Raw genomic sequence first — 15,108 nt, 5'->3', positions numbered from 1 at the left:
GTCGTCCTCGTCTCGGGCCCGGAGCAGGTTGTGAGATACCTTCGCGACGCCGACCAGGTGTGTCAAGGATTCACGACAAGCGGGTCCGGGCCGTGGACGTGACGGTACCGGCCGGGGCCGGGCTCAGTGCTCGAGGAAGGTCGCCGCCATGTCCTTGTCGCCGTGGCCGGCCTCCAGGGCCCGGTCGAGGTGCCCGCGGACCGCCTCCAGGACGGCGAGGTCGACCCCCGCGCCGCGGGCGGCGTCGACGACCAGCCCGGCGTCCTTGGCCGCGCCGTCCAGGCCGAACGCCGGCGCGAAGTCCCCGTCGAGCATGGCCGAGCCCTTGAGCTGGACGTAGGGCGCGTCCATGGCGCCGCCGGACACGGCCTCGAGGAACAGGGCCGGGTCCAGCCCCAGGGCCCGCGCCAGGGTCAGGGACTCGGCGATGCCCTCCACGACGGTGAGCACCCAGGCGTTGGCGGCCAGCTTGAGCCGGGACCCGGCACCCGCCGGGCCGACCCACAGGGTGCGCGAGCCGATCGCGTCCAAGACTGGCTCCACGCGCGGGCGGAGCTCCTCCGGGCCCGAGGCGAGCACCACCAGTGCGCCGTCCTCGGCCGGCTTGCGGGTGCCCAGCACCGGTGCGTCCACCAGCGCCACCCCCAGGTCGCCGGCCAGCGCGGCCAGGCGGTCATGACCGGCCACCCCAACGGTCGTCTGCTGCACCCATACCGCGTCCGGGCCGAGCGCCCCTCGGGCCTGCTCCATGGTCGCTGCGACGCTGTCGGCGTCGAAGAGCATGGTCACCACGAGGTCGGCCCCGGTGACCGCCTCGGCCACGTTCCCGGCGACGTGCGTGCCGGTGCCGGCCAGCGCCTCGGCCTTGTCCCGGCTGCGGTTCCACACCCGCAGCGGCAGGCCGGCCGCGGCGATGTTGCGGGCCATGCCGGCCCCCATGGTGCCGGTCCCGAGCAGGGCGACGGTGGGCTGGCGGGTCACGGGCTACCTCCGGTGGGTCGTCGGTTCGCGGCGAAGCAGGCGGGCGGGTCGGTTGCGGTCCTGTCTACCCCTCCAACGAGGGCTGGCGCGCGGCGTGGGCGGCCCGCCGGCGGGTCGCCACCAGGTCGCCGATGCCGATGACCAGCGAGACGGCGGTCAGCGCCACGGCTGCGCGCAGGCCGTGGCTGGCGGCGGCCGTGAAGTCCCCGCGGGTGGAGGTCAGCGTCGCGAAGTAGATCGAGCCGATGATCGCGATGCCGGCCGCGGTGCCGAGGCGCTGGCCGGTCTGGAGCACCCCGCCCGCGGTGCCGGCCCGCCGCACCGGCACCTCGCTCAGGGTCAAGGTGACGTTGGGGGAGATGACCAGGCCGCTGCCGATGCCGGCCAGCAGCAGGGGCAGCGCCGTGGCCCAGCCCAGGCCGCTGTCCTGGCCGTGCCCGGCGACGACCATGTCGGTCAGGGCAAGGCCGACCACGACGGTCGCGAGGCCGCCGACGACCAATGGCCGGCCGGCGCGGGTGACCAGGCGCCCGCCGACCGCTGCGGCCACGGCCGAGCCCGCCGCGAACGGCGTCACCGCCAGGCCGGCCTGCAGTGGCGTGTAGTGGAGGCCGCCCTGGAAGAAGAGGGTGAGGACGAAGAAGATGCCGGTGAAGCCTGAGAAGTAGGCCATGGCCAGGCTCGAGCCGGTGCTGTAGCTCGCCAGGCGGAACAGGCTCAGGTCGATCAGCGACGTGCGGCCGCGCGCGGCATACCGGCGCTCCCAGGCGACGAACACCACCAGCAGCACGGCACCCACGGCGAGCAGCGACCACTTCGTGCCGCCCTGCCACTGCTGCTCCTCGACGAGGGGCAGCAGCAGGGCGAGGACCGCGGCGCCGAGCAGGCCGACGCCGACCGGGTCGAGGTCGCTGCGGCCTTGGCCCTGCGGCTCGTGCGTGGGGATGAGGCGCAGCGCCAGCACGATGGCGGCGACGCCGATCGGGATGTTGACGAAGAAGATCCACCGCCAGCCCGTGTCGACGCCGAGCAGCCGGATGATCAGGCCGCCGAGGATCGGGCCGACCGCGGTGGAGACGCCGATGACGGTGCCGAGCATGCCGAACGCCCGACCGCGCTCGCGGCCGGGGGAGAACAGCTCCTGGATCAGGCCGGAGACCTGGGGGTTGAGGATGCCGCCGCCGACACCCTGCACGAGGCGGGCGATGACCAGCAGCAGCGCCGTGGGGGCCAGCCCGGCCAGCAGGCTGCTCGCCGTGAACACGGCCACGCCCACGACGAACATGGTCCGCCGGCCGCGGGCGTCGCCGAGGCGGCCGGACGGGACCAGCACCAGCCCGAACGTCAGCGCGTAGCCGGAGACCACCCACTGCAGGTCGCTGGGGCCGGCGCCGATGCCGGTGCGGATCGAGGGAAGCGCCACGTTGACGATGCTGATGTCGAGCAGCGTCATGAAGCCTGCGACGAGGCAGACGCCCAGGGCCTTCCAGCGGCGTGGGTCAGGGGTGTCCGTCACCTCGGGGGCAACCCCGCGCGGTGCGCGGTTCATTCCCCAACCGTCCACCCACCGGTATGCCGTGTGCCTGCGGGGCGGCGCGCCGCACCCGCCGTCCGTGTCAGGAGCTGGCCACCGGCCCCCCGTGACCCCGGGGGAGGGGTCGTCGTTGGGTGGCCAGGAGGTCGCCATGAGACTGCCCCACCGGCGCAAGCAGGGCCCGCCCCCGCAGGGCGAGGCCGAGCACGGAGACGAGCACGGGACCGCGCCCGGGCACGAGCACGCTTCCTACCCCTACGACCCCGAGCACCCGGACCGCCCCTACGAGCAGGTGCAGCGCGACATCGGCACCAGCCTGCTGTTGGGCGCCGTGGTGCTCGTGGTGCTGGTGGGCCTGCTGGCCCTGGGGCTGGCCTGACGGCTGTGGCGCGAACGCGATCCCGTTCCGGCGTCGAGCATTTGGCGTGCCCGGGACGAAACGGGCATGCTGGGCGACGATGTCCGAGAACCAGCCTCAGACGCCCGACGCGCCCCGGCCCGACGGCGATGCCTTCGACGCCGCGACGCTGCGCGTCCCCGTGACCTCTGACCGCGACGACGCCGCCGCGCGGATCGCCGAGCTGGTCCGTCGCTCCAACGAGCGCAGCTCGGCCGCTCCGGCGTCGACCACGGGCGCCGCCCCGACGCCGCCCGCGGCGCCGGCCCCGGCTCCAACCCCTGCTCCGGCGCCCGCGCCGGCCCCTGCTGCGGACCCGGCCGGTGAGGCCACGCAGGCGTGGCCGGCCCCGGCGGCCGACCCCGACGCGACCCAGGCGTGGCAGCCGGTGGCCGAGCACCGCCCGCAGGCGCCGCTCGACCCCGAGGTGACCCAGGCCATGGCCCCGGCCGTCGGTGCCGGCGGTGCTCCCCGTGCCGGCGGTGCTCCCGTCGGGGCGGCGCAGGCCATGCCCTCCGTGGGTGCCGAGCCGACCCAAGCGGTCCGCTACGCCAGCAGCGGGGTGTCCGAGGCGACGCCCGTGGCTCCGCTGGACTACGACGCGACCGCGCAGGTTCCCCTGCCGACGGCCGCCGGTGCTGCCCACACCACGGCGTTCGAGAGCCCGGCCGTCACGCCGGCGCGACCGGCCGGCCCCCGGCGGCGAGGCCTGCCCGTGCCGAGCTGGGCCATCGTGGCCGGCCTGGTCGCGGTGATCGCCCTGCTGGTGTGGGCGTTCACCGGGGGTGGCGGGTCGGGTGCGGGCCAGGGCAACGCGTCCGCAGGCTCCTCGGCCGGCGCGGGTCAGGCGGCCCCGGCCGGCTTCCAGGTCCGCCTCAGTGACACCGTCACCGACTGCGCGGCGCACTCCCGGGGCAAGGTCAAGGAGACCTTCCGACAGGTGCCGTGCGTCAAGGCGACCCGCTCGGTCGGCACCGGCACGGTCAACGGCCGCAAGGTCCTGTTCGTCGTCTCCCGGATCGAGATGTCCTCCTCCGACGACGCGGCGCGGATCAAGTCCGTCCTCGACGGCGACGGCACCGGCAACCTCAACGACCTGCTGCGCGAGGGCAGGCGCTTCGCCGGTGGGCCGCGCCAGATGCCGCCATCGGGCTACGCCTCCGTCCAGGCCGACGAGATCGTGGGGGTCGCCGAGGCCGGCTACCTCGACGGGAGCTCCTCCGACAGCGACCCGGCGCTGCGGGACGCGGCCGCCCAGGTCGCCGAGTCGGTCGGCACCCACTGACGCCCGGCTGACGCGGCCCGACCGACGAGGCCCGGGACACGGGCGGGCGGCGACGGTGACGCGTGGTCAGCCGCAGGCGGCAGCCCGCTGCAGCAACAGGGTGCGCTCGCGCTCGTTCTGGGTGAGCGTGGCGGCGTGCTCGAGCTCGACCCGGGCCTCCGCTTGCCGGCCCAGCCGCACGAGCAGGTCTGCCCGGACCGCCGGCAGCAGGTGGTAGCGCCCCAGCGTGCCGGTGGCCGCGAGGGCATCCACGATCTCCAGGGCCGGGGCGGGCCCGTGGGCCATCGACACGGCCACGGCGCGGTTCAGCTCGACCACCGGCGAGGGCTGGACGGCGACGAGCACGGCATACAGGGCGGCGATCCGGTCCCAGTCGGTCTCGCCGGCGGTGCGGGCGCGCGCGTGGCAGGCGGCGATGGCCGCCTGCAGCGTGTAGGGGCCGGACACCCCGGCGGAGAGCGCCTCGGCCCGCTCCAGCCCGGTGAGGCCACGGCCCACCAGCAGCTGGTCCCACCGGCCGCGGTCCTGGTCGAGCAGGAGCACCGGGGTGCCGTCGGCGGCGGTGCGCGCCCGGGTGCGCGAGGCGTGCAGCTCCATCAGCGCGACGAGGCCGTGGACCTCGGGCTCGTCCGGCATGAGCCCGGCGAGGACGCGGCCGAGCCGCATCGCCTCGGCGCACAGCTCGGGGCGCAGCCAGTCCTCACCGGCGGTGGCGGAGTAGCCCTCGTTGAAGACGAGGTAGACCACCTCGAGCACAGAGGCCAGCCGGGCCGGGCGCTCGTGCGCCGGGGGCACCTCGAACGGCACGCCCTTCGCGGCGAGGGCGCGCTTGGCGCGCACGACCCGCTGGGCGATGGTCGGCTCGGGCACGAGGAAGGCGCGGGCGATCTCCGTCGTCGAGAGCCCGCACAGCACCTTCAGCGCCAGCGCGACCCGGGCCTCGGTGGACAGCACGGGGTGGCAGGCGGTGAAGACGAGGCGCAGCAGGTCGTCCTCGATGTCGTCCTCGAGCACCGCGGCGAGGGCCGGGTCGTCCCCGCTCGCGCGGCGCCCCTGCTCGCGGCCGAGCTCGGCGTGCTTGCGGTCCCGGCGTTCCTGCCGCCGGAAGGCGTCGACCGCCCGGCGCTTGCCGACTGCCATCAGCCACGCCCCCGGGTTGCGCGGCACGCCCTCCGACGGCCACTGCTCCAGGGCGGCGAGCAGCGCCTCCTGGGCGAGGTCCTCGGCCAGACCGACGTCGCGGGTCAGGTGTGCCAGCCCCGCGACCAGGCGCGCGGCCTCGATCCGCCAGACCGCCTCGACCGCCCTGTGCGTGCTCGCCGTCCCCGTCACACGGCTCATCCCACAAGCGCCGGCACCTTTGCGCAAGAACCGGTCGCGAACCGCGTCGGATAACGGGCCCGGGGCGTCGTCATCATGCGCAATGCCGGGACAACCCGGGGGAGGGGGAGGCGGGGGCGTCGGGGCGGCCGGGGCAAGGCGCGGGGGAGCGCGCTCGCGGGGCGGGCCTGGTGACCCGCCCCGCGCTCCCCGCCGGAGTCAGTGCTGTTGACCCGCGACCTGCTCGCGCAGCCGTGCCTCCTGCTCGCGCAGCTCGGGGGTGAACTCCTCGCCGAAGTCCTCGGCCTCGAAGACCTGGCGGATCTCGATCTCGTCGCCGGGCAGGAACGGCGCCCGGCGCACCCACTCGATCGCCTCCTCGCGCGAGGAGACCTGCCACAGCCAGAAGCCGGCGACGAGCTCCTTGGCCTCGGCGAACGGGCCGTCGACCACCGTCGTGCTGCGGCCCTCGCCGAAGCGCACCCGGGCGCCCTTGGAGCTGTCCTGCAGGCCTTCACCCGCGAGCATGACGCCGGCCTTGACCAGCTCCTCGTTGAACGCGCCCATCTCGGCCAGCTGCTCCTGCGTGGGCAGCGTGCCCGCCTCGGTGTCCGCGTTGGCCTTGACCATCACCATGAAACGCATGTCCGTGCCCTCTTCCTTCGTCCGTCATCGGTCTGGGCCGGGCCCCTCGTGAGCCAGCCTCCACCAACGCGTCGCGCGGGCGCACCTCAGATCGACATCTCCGTGGGATGAGTTTTCGCCGGGTCCGCCCCCGTGTGCCCGGCCACCGCGAGCGGACCGTGCGTGCCCGGCACGGTGAACTGCTCGTGCCGCCCGGCCACGCTCATCCGGCGCCAGTGGGCGAAGCCGCGCAGGTCGTGGTGGACGACGAGGTAGTACCACGCGTAGCGCGCGGCGTCCGGCAGCCGCCGCCAGCGCAGGCCGGGCTGGGCGGTGAGGTAGCCCAGGTTCCGGAATGTCAGGTCGCGGCGGCCCGGGTCGCGCGGCACGAGCACGGAGAGCCGGCCGCCGAGCAGCGGGGTCCAGTCGTCACGGCCCTGCGGATGCAGGTACGCCGCCGGTGCGCAGGTGCCGAAGCGCAGGCCGCTGCGCTTGAGCCGCCGGTGCACCTCGACCTCGTCGCCGCGGACGAACAGCCGCGGGTCGGGCACGCCCACGGCTTCGAGGGCGGTCCGGGAGAAGAGCGCGCCGTTGAACAGGTTGGCGGTGCCGGGCAGGAGCACGTCCGTGCCCAGCTGGTCGCGCCGGCGCAGCCAGGTCAGTCCGCGGCGTAGCGGGAAGGCGAGCTGCTCGGGGTCCTCCTCGTCGAGCACGAGCGGGGACACCACCTCGAGGTCGTGCTCGGCCGCCGTGACCAGCAGCCGGCCCAGCACCCACCGGTCGGCCGGCCGGCCGTCGTCGTCAGCCATCCAGACCCAGTCCGCACCCAGGGCGCGGGCGTGCAGGACGCCGTAGGCGAACCCGCCCGCGCCGCCGAGGTTGGCCGCGGACGGCAGGTAGGTGCACGGCATACCGGCGTCGCGCACGACCGCCTCCACGACGGGGTCAGCGGCGTTGTCGACCACGACGAGGTGGTCCGGCGGCCGGGTCTGGTGCACCACCTCATGCAGGCACCGGCGCAGCAGCTCGGGCCGGTCCTTGGTGACGATGACGCAGACGACCTTGGGGTCCCTGATGCTCACTCCGCCAACGTAGGAGCGGTCGCTGAGGGAAATCTGACACGCCGGTGAACGGCGCGGACCCGTGAGGTGGCCGCGGGGATCCGGGGCGTGACAGTGCTCACGGCCGGACCGCGTGTCCCGTTCGCGGCGGCCTTACTGTTGGGGGGTCTGACGGGCCTGCGGGGTGCCTGCTCAGCACGTCGGAGAGTCTCACAGGACGCCTTCGCCGAAGTGAAAGACGGGGTTCAGGCTCTGTCATGTTTCGTTCACCTAACTCTCAAGAAGCGCTCCTACCTTCACACTTGTGAGCACCCCCTTCTCCTTGCTGCTGCCCGTTTACGGGGGCGATGAGCCGTCGCACGTCGAGCGGGCGTTCCGGAGCACCGTCGAGGAACAGCTCCGGCCGCCGGCCGAGGTCGTGATCGTGCAGGACGGCAAGATCACCCCCGGGCTGGCCAGCGCCCTCGACCGCCTGGAGTCGGAGAGCCCGGTGCCGGTGCGCCGGCTGCGGCTGAGCCACAACGTGGGGCTGGCCCAGGCGCTGCAGTGCGGCCTGTCCGCCTGCAGCTACGAGGTCATCGCGCGGATGGACGCCGACGACGTCAGCCTCCCGCACCGGTTCGCGGTGCAGCTGCCGCTCATCGAGGCGGGTGCCGACCTGGTCGGCTCGGCCCTGGTCGAGTTCTCCGACAATGACCCGGACGGCAGCTTCGGGACCTTGCGCGTCCCACCGCTGGAGGCCGACGAGATCGCCCGCGCCGCCCGGCTGCGCAGCCCGTTCAACCACCCGAGCGTGGTGTACCGGCGCTCGGCGGTGCTCGAGGCGGGCGGCTACCGCGAGCTGCCGCTGCTGGAGGACTACTGGCTGTTCACCCGGATGATCGACGCCGGGGCCAGCGTCGCCAACGTGCCCGACGCGCTGGTGCAGTACCGCGTGGACAGCGGCTCCTACCAGCGCCGCGGCGGCCTGCGGCTGCTGCGCTCCGAGGTCGCCCTCCAGCGCCGGCTGCGCGCCGAGGGCTTCACCACCACCAACCAGATGCTGCGCAACCTCACCGTCCGCGGCGGCTACCGGGTCATCCCGGTAGGCATCCGCCGTGCCCTGTACCGCCGTACCTTCACGACCCCATCGGAGGGATCACCATCAGTGGACTCACTGCCCGTCACGCATCACCGACTGCTGCACCGGCGGGGGGCTCGTCGATGAGGGCTGACCTCGTCGTCGTCGGGTCGGGGCTGTTCGGGCTGACCGTGGCCGAGCGTGCCGCCGAGCGCGGTCTCGACGTCGTCGTGCTCGACCGGCGCGAGCACGTCGGTGGCAACGCGTGGAGCGACATCGACCCCGACACGGGCCTCGAGGTGCACCGCTACGGGGCGCACCTGTTCCACACGTCGAACGCCCGGGTGTGGGACTACGTCAACCGCTTCACCTCGTTCACCTCCTACCAGCACCGGGTGTGGACCGTGCACGGCGGCGAGGTGTTCCCGCTGCCGATCAACCTCGGCACGGTCAACCAGTTCTTCCGCGCCAACCTCGGACCCGCCGAGGCCGCCGCGCTGGTCGCCGAGCAGGCCGCCGAGCTCACCGGCGAGCCGGCCAACCTCGAGGAGAAGGCGATCTCCCTGATCGGCCGCCCGCTCTACGAGGCGTTCATCAGGGGCTACACCGCCAAGCAGTGGCAGACCGACCCGCGGGACCTGCCCGCTGAGGTGATCAGCCGGCTGCCGGTGCGGCTCACCTATGACAACCGCTACTTCAACGACACCTGGGAGGGCCTGCCCACGGACGGGTATGCCGCGTGGCTGAGCCGGATGGCCGACCACCCCCGCGTGGACGTTCGCCTCGGTGTCGACTTCCTCGAGGAGGGTCACGAGCTGTCCCGGGACGCCGTGCGCGGCCAGGTGCCGGTGGTCTACACCGGTCCGCTGGACCGGTACTTCGGCGACGTGCACGGCCCGCTCGGCTGGCGCACGCTCGACTTCGAGCAGGAGGTCCTGCCGGTCGGGGACTTCCAGGGCGCCCCGGTGATGAACTACGCCGACGACGACGTGGACTTCACCCGCATCCTGGAGTTCCGCCACTTCCACCCCGAGCGCGACTACCCGTCCGACAAGACGGTCATCGTGCGGGAGCGCTCCCGCTTCGCCGGCGCCGGTGACGAGCCGTACTACCCGGTGAACACCCCGGAGGACCGGACCCGGCTGCTCGAGTACCGCGAGCTCGCGCAGGCCGAGCGCGACGACCACCAGGTGGTCTTCGGTGGGCGGCTCGGCTCCTACCAGTACCTCGACATGCACATGGCCATCGCCTCGGCGCTGCGCCTCGCCGACAACGACCTCGACGACCTGCTGCAGGGTCGCCAGGCGCTGGCGGAGGTGGCCCGATGAGTGCCGCCGACCAGCTCTCCCCGACCGACCGTCCGGGAGCGGCCGACCTGCGTGTCGTGGCCCGCGTCGTGCTGCCCACCGAGGGCGACCTCGACGTCCTGCCGCTCTATGTCGACGGCGAGCACGTACCCGTGCCGGTCGAGACCGAGCACGGCACCACCGTGCTGGCACCGACGTCCTCGACGCAGCAGCCCGACCAGGTCCTGGGGCGGTACTCCTACCGGGTCGGCCCCGGGGAGCGGACGTCGTTCGCGACGTACTTCAACGCCTTCCCCGCGGCCTACTGGCGGCGCTGGACGGTCGTCGAGACCGTCACCCTGCGCGTGAGGGCGCACGGCACGGGCACCCTCCTGGTCTACCGCTCCTCCGCGCGGGGGGCCGTCGCCCGCGTCTCCTCGCGCCAGCTGGACGGCTCGGCCGAGCACCTCATCGAGCTGCCCCTGAAGGCTTTCGGCGACGGCGGCTGGTACTGGTTCGACCTGGTCGCCGGCCAGGAGGAGCTGCGCCTGGAGGAGGCCCAGTGGCTCGTGCCCGAGGCCGGCCGGCCCGCCTCGACGGTCACGGTCGGGATCACCACCTTCAACCGGCCCTCCTACTGCACCGCCCTGCTGGGCCAGCTCGGCGAGGCCGCTGAGCTGCGCGACGTCGTCGACGAGGTCCTCGTCATCGACCAGGGCACCCAGAACGTGCGCGACGACGAGGGCTTCGCCGGGGCCCACGCGGCGCTCGGCGACCGCCTGCGGATCGTCGAGCAGGCCAACCTCGGTGGCTCGGGAGGCTTCTCCCGCGCCATGATCGAGACGCTGGACGGCGGGCGCAGCGACCACGTGCTGCTGCTGGACGACGACGTCGTCTGCGAGCCCGAGGGCATCGCCCGCGCCGTGGCCTTCGCGGACTTCGCGCGCCGGCCCACCATCGTCGGTGGCCACATGTTCAGCATGCACGAGCGGTCGGTGCTGCACGCCTTCGCCGAGGTCGTCCTGCCCTGGCAGTTCCGCTGGGCCCCCGCCGCGCCGACCGAGCACGACCACGACCTGTCCCGCGCCAACCTGCGCTCGACGCCGTGGCTGCACCGTCGCGTGGACGTGGACTACAACGGCTGGTGGATGTGCCTGATCCCCACCGCCGTGCTGCGCGAGGTCGGCCTGTCGCTGCCCCTGTTCATCAAGTGGGACGACGCGGAGTACGGCCTGCGCGCCGCGGCCCACGGGTTCCCGACCGTGTCCCTGCCGGGTGCGGCTGTCTGGCACGTCCCGTGGACCGACAAGGACGACAGCGTCGACTGGCAGGCCTACTTCCACGCCCGCAACCGGTTCGTCGCCGCCCTGCTGCACTCCCAGTTCGAGCACGGGGGGCGCATGGTCCGCGAGAGCCTGGCCATCCAGCTCAAGCACCTGATGGCCATGCAGTACTCCGCGGCGCGGCTGCGGCAGCAGGCGCTGCTGGACGTCCTCGCCGGCCCGGAGCACCTGCACGAGCAGCTCCCCACCAAGCTCGGTGCGGTCCGCGCGCTGCGCTCCGCCTTCCCCGATGCGGTGGTCAAGCCCGACCCCGAGGAGTTCGCCCCGGTGCACAGCCCGCGCCCGCGCAAGCGCGACGTGGTGACCCGCAAGCCGGGGTCTACGCTGGCGACCATGGCCACGGCGGCAGCCGGCCTGGCCCGGCAGCTCAAGCCCGTCCCCGCAGCCGCGCAGGACCACCCGGAACGGGTGGTCCCGGCGGTCGACGCGGGCTGGTGGACGCTGTCCCGGCTCGACTCGGCCCTGGTCTCGACGACCGACGGCACCGGTGTCTCGTGGCACCGGCGGGACCGGGCGGCGACGCGGACCGCCGTGCGGGAGGCCCTCGCCACCCACCAGCGGCTGCTGCGCGAGTGGCCGGCCCTGGCCCGCCGCTACCAGGCCGCGCTGGCCGAGCTGGCCGGCGAGGACGCCTGGCGCAAGACCCTCGAGGGCCCCGGGGGGACCGCTCCGTGACCGTGGTCCAACCCGAGGCCGCCCTCACCGTCCAGGGGTGGGGCGGGGGCCTGCTGGAGGTGGTGCGCCGGCGGTTCCTGCTCAGCCTGCTGGTGCGCAAGGAGCTGCGGGTGCGCTACCGCGCCTCGGTGCTCGGCCTGGGCTGGTCCTACGTCAAGCCCGCCGTGCAGTTCCTCGTCTACCTCGTGGGCATGGGCCTGATCCTGCAGCAGCGGGCGATCGGCAACTACCCGGTCTACCTCTTCGGCGGCCTGGTCGTGGTGACGACGTTCAGCGAGGCTGTCGGCAACGCCTCCCGCTCGGTGGTGGCCAACGCCGACCTGGTCAAGAAGATCTACCTGCCGCGCGAGCTGTTCCCCGTGGCCAGCATCTGCGTGGCGGTCGTCCACCTCGCGCCGCAGGTCGTCGTGCTGCTGGCCGGGTCCCTCCTGAGCGGCTGGCGCCCCGACCCGGTCGGCATGGCCGCCCTCGTCGCCGGCCTGGCGCTGGTGCTGCTGCTCGCCCTGGGGCTGGGCCTGCTGCTCGGCGCGGTCAACGTGCTGTTCCGCGACGTGGAGAACGTGGTCGACCTCGTGCTCATGGTGCTCATCTGGGTGTCGCCGGTGCTCTACCCGTGGCAGCGGGTGGCCGCCGTCTTCGGCGAGGGGTCCATCTGGCTCACCCTCTACCAGCTCAACCCGCTCACCGTGGCCGTGGAGCTGGTCCACCGCGGCACGTGGGCCTCCGGCACCAACGCCGGCGCCACGCCCCCCGGGCTGGCTGGGCAGACGGTGGCGGCGTTCGGCATGACCGTGGTCCTGATCGTCGTCGGCCAGCTGGTCTTTCGCCGCCTGTCCGGCCGGTTCGCCCAGGAGCTGTGATGAGCACGCGACCCATCGCCGTCGAGGTCGACGGCGTCACCAAGCGCTTCCGCCTGCGCCACACCCACTCCCTCAAGGAGAGCCTGGTGTGGATGATGCAGGGGCGGGAGCGGCACAACGACTTCACCGCCCTGGACGACATCAACCTCACCGTGCCGCAGGGGCAGACGATGGCCCTGCTCGGGCGCAACGGGTCCGGCAAGTCGACCCTGCTCAAGCTCCGGGCCGGGGTCATGGCGCCCGACCAGGGGCGGGTGCGGCTGCGCGGCCGGGTCGCGGGCCTGCTCGAGGTCGGCGCGGGCCTGCACCCGGACCTGACCGGGCGGGAGAACGTCTTCCTCAACGCCTCCATCCTCGGGATGACGGAGGCGGACATCCGGGCCCGGTTCGACGACATCGTCGACTTCGCCGACATCGGCCCGTTCCTGGACACCCAGGTGCGCTTCTACTCCTCGGGGATGTTCCTGCGGCTGGCCTTCGCCGTCGCCGTGCACACCGAGCCGGACGTCTTCCTCGTCGACGAGATCCTTGCCGTCGGCGACGAGCCGTTCCGGCGGCGCTGCCTGGAGCGCATCGAGCGCCTGTCGGCCGAGGGACGGACCCTGGTGGTGGTCAGCCACGACCTGCCGCTGGTCGAACGGCTCTGCAACCGGGGCGTGGTCCTCCAGCAGGGCAGCGTCATCCATGACGGGGACGTGTCCGAGGCGGTCGCCCACCTCAAGGCCCCGGCGTGACCTCGCTGGCCGCCTGGGCACCGGCCTGGCCGGCGCTGCTGGCGGCGGCCGCTGTCCTCCTCGTCCCTGGACTGGCCACGGCCTACGCAGCCGGGCTGCGCGGCATACCGGCCTGGGGGCTGGCCGCGCCGCTGTCGGTGTCCATCGCCGCGGTGGGCGCCGTGCTGGGCCCGTTCGTCGGGATGCGGTGGGGGGTGGCGCTCGCGCTCCTCGTCACGGCGGTGTCCGCCGCGCTCGCCTTCGGCCTGGACCTGCTGCTGCGGCGCCTGCAGGGCAGCGCGCCGGGCTCGGACCGGTCACCGACCCGCCTGCTGGCGCTGGCCGGGGGAGCGGTGGGGGCGGTCTTCGCGTCCGCCTCGGTCATGGTGGGCCTGCGCCGCCCGGACGCGGTCGCGCAGACCTTCGACGCGGTGTTCCACCTCAACGCGGTGCGCTACGCCATGACCACCGGTGACGCCTCGAGCCTGGACCTGGGGCGGGTGAGCTCGCCGCAGCAGGCGCACGTGTTCTACCCGGCCGCCTGGCACGCGGTCACCGCGCTTGTGGCCGAGGTCGCCGGTGTCGCGCCGCCGACCGCCGCCAACGCGGTCTCGGTCGCCACCGCCGCCCTCGTCTGGGTCTCGGGCTGTGTCCTGCTGGCCCGGCAGGTCCTGGGCAGCCGGCCGTTCCTGCTGGTCGCCGCGGGGGTTCTGGCGCCAGGGTTCGCGGCGGCGCCGTACATGCTCATGTCCTACGGCACCGTGTGGCCCAACGCGCTGGGGACCGCCCTGCTGCCGGCCTGCCTCGCCGCGCTGGTGTCGCTGGCGGGGCTGGCCCGGGAGGACCTGCTCGGTCGCCGCCGCGCGGCGCTCGTGACGGTCGCGGTGATGCCCGGCCTCGTGCTGGCCCACCCCAACGTCGTCGTCGCCCTGCTCGCGTGGGGAATGGTGCTGGCGCCGGCCGCGGCCCGTCGCCTGCTCGGTGACCGGAGCGTCGTGGACGACCGGCGGGCCCGCCTCGTCTGGGGCGGGGTCGCGGGCTACGTGCTGGTGGTGGTCTGGCTGGTGATCTGGTCGCCGGTCTTCGCCGCCACCCGCGGCACCAACTGGCCGCGACGGGAGTCGATCCCGCAGGCGGCGGGGGAGTGGCTGCTGTCCGCCCCCTGCGCCGTCCCGGTCGCGGCGGTCCTCGCCGGGCTGGTCCTCGTCGGCCTGGTCACCAGCCTCCGGTCCCCGGTGTGGTGGCTCGGTGCCTGCCACCTCGTCACCGCCGGGCTGTGGGTGCTCGCGGCGGGCAGCGACGCCCCGATCTCGCAGATGCTCACCGGCCCCTGGTACAACGACGCGTTCCGCCTCGGGGCGCTGATCCCGGTGACCGGCGTGCCGCTGGCCGTCCTCGGGCTGGACTGGCTCGTGGACCAGGCCGGGCGGGTGCGGGTGGTCCCGTGGACCCACGCCCACCGGGCCGTCCTCGCGTTGCTCGCGGTCGTGCTGCTGAGCCAGGGCCTGTCGGTCAGGGACAACGCGCACGTCCTGTCGACCTGGTACTACCCCTCCCGCGACGTCCTCGCCGGGCCCCGGGAGCAGGCCCTGCTCCGGCGCCTCGACGCCCTCGTGCCGGCCGGCAGCGTCGTCGCGGGCAGCCCGTGGAACGGCTCGGTCCTCGGGCAGGCGCTGAGCCATCGCCAGATGCTCTACCCGCACATGCTCGGGCGCTGGGGCACCGACGGCACCCTGCTGGCGAACGAGCTCGTCGACGCCTCCGGCGACAGGGCGGTCTGCACCGCGGCCCGCCGGCTGCACGTGGGCTACGTCCTGGACGGGCCCAGCGGGTTCTGGGTCACCGACCCCCGACAGCGCTGGTATGCCGGGTTGCACGTCGCGGGGGCACCCGGCTTCCAGCCGGTCGCCAGCGGAGGGCGCCTGACGCTGTACCGGATCACCGCCTGCGGCAGCTGAGCAGGGGGCCT

13 protein-coding genes are annotated in these 15,108 nt (G+C 74.0%); 8 read left to right on the top strand and 5 right to left on the bottom strand.

The features are described from left to right. Nucleotides 1-123: 123 nt before the first annotated feature. Nucleotides 124-981 carry an NAD(P)-dependent oxidoreductase gene (locus ACXVGS_RS08820; protein WP_458529223.1) on the bottom strand — a complete coding sequence of 286 codons (858 nt, stop codon included), beginning with the start codon at nucleotides 979-981 and terminating at the stop codon, nucleotides 124-126. Between the two features lie 64 nt (nucleotides 982-1,045). Then, nucleotides 1,046-2,530 carry an MFS transporter gene (locus ACXVGS_RS08815; RefSeq protein WP_458532108.1) on the bottom strand — a complete coding sequence of 495 codons (1,485 nt, stop codon included), beginning with the start codon at nucleotides 2,528-2,530 and terminating at the stop codon, nucleotides 1,046-1,048. 136 nt (nucleotides 2,531-2,666) lie between these two features. On the opposite strand from ACXVGS_RS08815, the gene ACXVGS_RS08810 reads away from it, so the two are divergent. Together ACXVGS_RS08810 and ACXVGS_RS08805 are read left to right on the top strand one after the other, a co-directional pair. After that, on the top strand, nucleotides 2,667-2,894 hold the full coding sequence (locus ACXVGS_RS08810) for a hypothetical protein (protein ID WP_458529221.1): 228 nt from the start codon (nucleotides 2,667-2,669) through the stop codon (nucleotides 2,892-2,894). Between the two features lie 79 nt (nucleotides 2,895-2,973). Next, nucleotides 2,974-4,197, top strand: coding sequence for a hypothetical protein (locus tag ACXVGS_RS08805; RefSeq protein WP_458532107.1), 1,224 nt, complete (start codon nucleotides 2,974-2,976; stop codon nucleotides 4,195-4,197). Nucleotides 4,198-4,263: 66 nt separating this feature from the next. Here the strand turns inward: ACXVGS_RS08805 and ACXVGS_RS08800 are convergent, their stop codons facing one another. The 3 genes from ACXVGS_RS08800 to glfT1 form a co-directional block, all read right to left on the bottom strand. Continuing rightward, nucleotides 4,264-5,538: an RNA polymerase sigma factor gene (locus ACXVGS_RS08800; RefSeq protein ID WP_458536851.1), complete on the bottom strand. Its 1,275-nt coding sequence runs from the start codon at nucleotides 5,536-5,538 to the stop codon at nucleotides 4,264-4,266. Between the two features lie 198 nt (nucleotides 5,539-5,736). Then, on the bottom strand, nucleotides 5,737-6,162 hold the full coding sequence (locus tag ACXVGS_RS08795) for a YciI family protein (RefSeq protein ID WP_458529218.1): 426 nt from the start codon (nucleotides 6,160-6,162) through the stop codon (nucleotides 5,737-5,739). A gap of 86 nt (nucleotides 6,163-6,248) precedes the next feature. After that, nucleotides 6,249-7,223, bottom strand: a complete 975-nt coding sequence (gene glfT1 / locus ACXVGS_RS08790) for a galactofuranosyltransferase GlfT1 (RefSeq protein WP_458529217.1) — start codon at nucleotides 7,221-7,223, stop codon at nucleotides 6,249-6,251. A 283-nt stretch (nucleotides 7,224-7,506) separates the two neighbouring features. Here glfT1 and ACXVGS_RS08785 point away from each other — a divergent pair, with 283 nt between their 5' ends. The 6 genes from ACXVGS_RS08785 to ACXVGS_RS08760 are packed head-to-tail and all read left to right on the top strand — an operon-like array spanning nucleotide 7,507 to nucleotide 15,097. Next, nucleotides 7,507-8,409, top strand: coding sequence for a glycosyltransferase (locus ACXVGS_RS08785; RefSeq protein WP_458529216.1), 903 nt, complete (start codon nucleotides 7,507-7,509; stop codon nucleotides 8,407-8,409). Continuing rightward, nucleotides 8,406-9,590 (top strand): UDP-galactopyranose mutase, encoded by a 1,185-nt coding sequence (gene glf / locus ACXVGS_RS08780; protein ID WP_458536850.1) that lies wholly within the window; start codon nucleotides 8,406-8,408, stop codon nucleotides 9,588-9,590. Before ACXVGS_RS08785 ends, glf begins: the two co-directional genes overlap by 4 nt. Then, the gene (locus tag ACXVGS_RS08775) at nucleotides 9,587-11,566 is read left to right on the top strand and encodes a glycosyltransferase (RefSeq protein WP_458536849.1); all 1,980 of its coding nucleotides are present in this window, start codon (nucleotides 9,587-9,589) and stop codon (nucleotides 11,564-11,566) included. The genes glf and ACXVGS_RS08775 overlap by 4 nt, the downstream gene beginning before the upstream one ends. Further along, a complete protein-coding gene (locus ACXVGS_RS08770) occupies nucleotides 11,563-12,426 on the top strand; it encodes an ABC transporter permease (RefSeq protein WP_458529213.1) in 864 nt (287 codons plus the stop codon). Before ACXVGS_RS08775 ends, ACXVGS_RS08770 begins: the two co-directional genes overlap by 4 nt. Next, the gene (locus ACXVGS_RS08765) at nucleotides 12,426-13,160 is read left to right on the top strand and encodes an ABC transporter ATP-binding protein (protein WP_458536848.1); all 735 of its coding nucleotides are present in this window, start codon (nucleotides 12,426-12,428) and stop codon (nucleotides 13,158-13,160) included. The genes ACXVGS_RS08770 and ACXVGS_RS08765 overlap by 1 nt, the downstream gene beginning before the upstream one ends. Further along, a complete protein-coding gene (locus tag ACXVGS_RS08760; RefSeq protein WP_458529211.1) occupies nucleotides 13,157-15,097 on the top strand; it encodes a DUF6541 family protein in 1,941 nt (646 codons plus the stop codon). The genes ACXVGS_RS08765 and ACXVGS_RS08760 overlap by 4 nt, the downstream gene beginning before the upstream one ends. Nucleotides 15,098-15,108: the final 11 nt, after the last annotated feature.

Source organism: Oryzihumus sp. (assembly GCF_054325275.1).
This window is presented reverse-complemented; position numbering and strand designations above follow the sequence as displayed.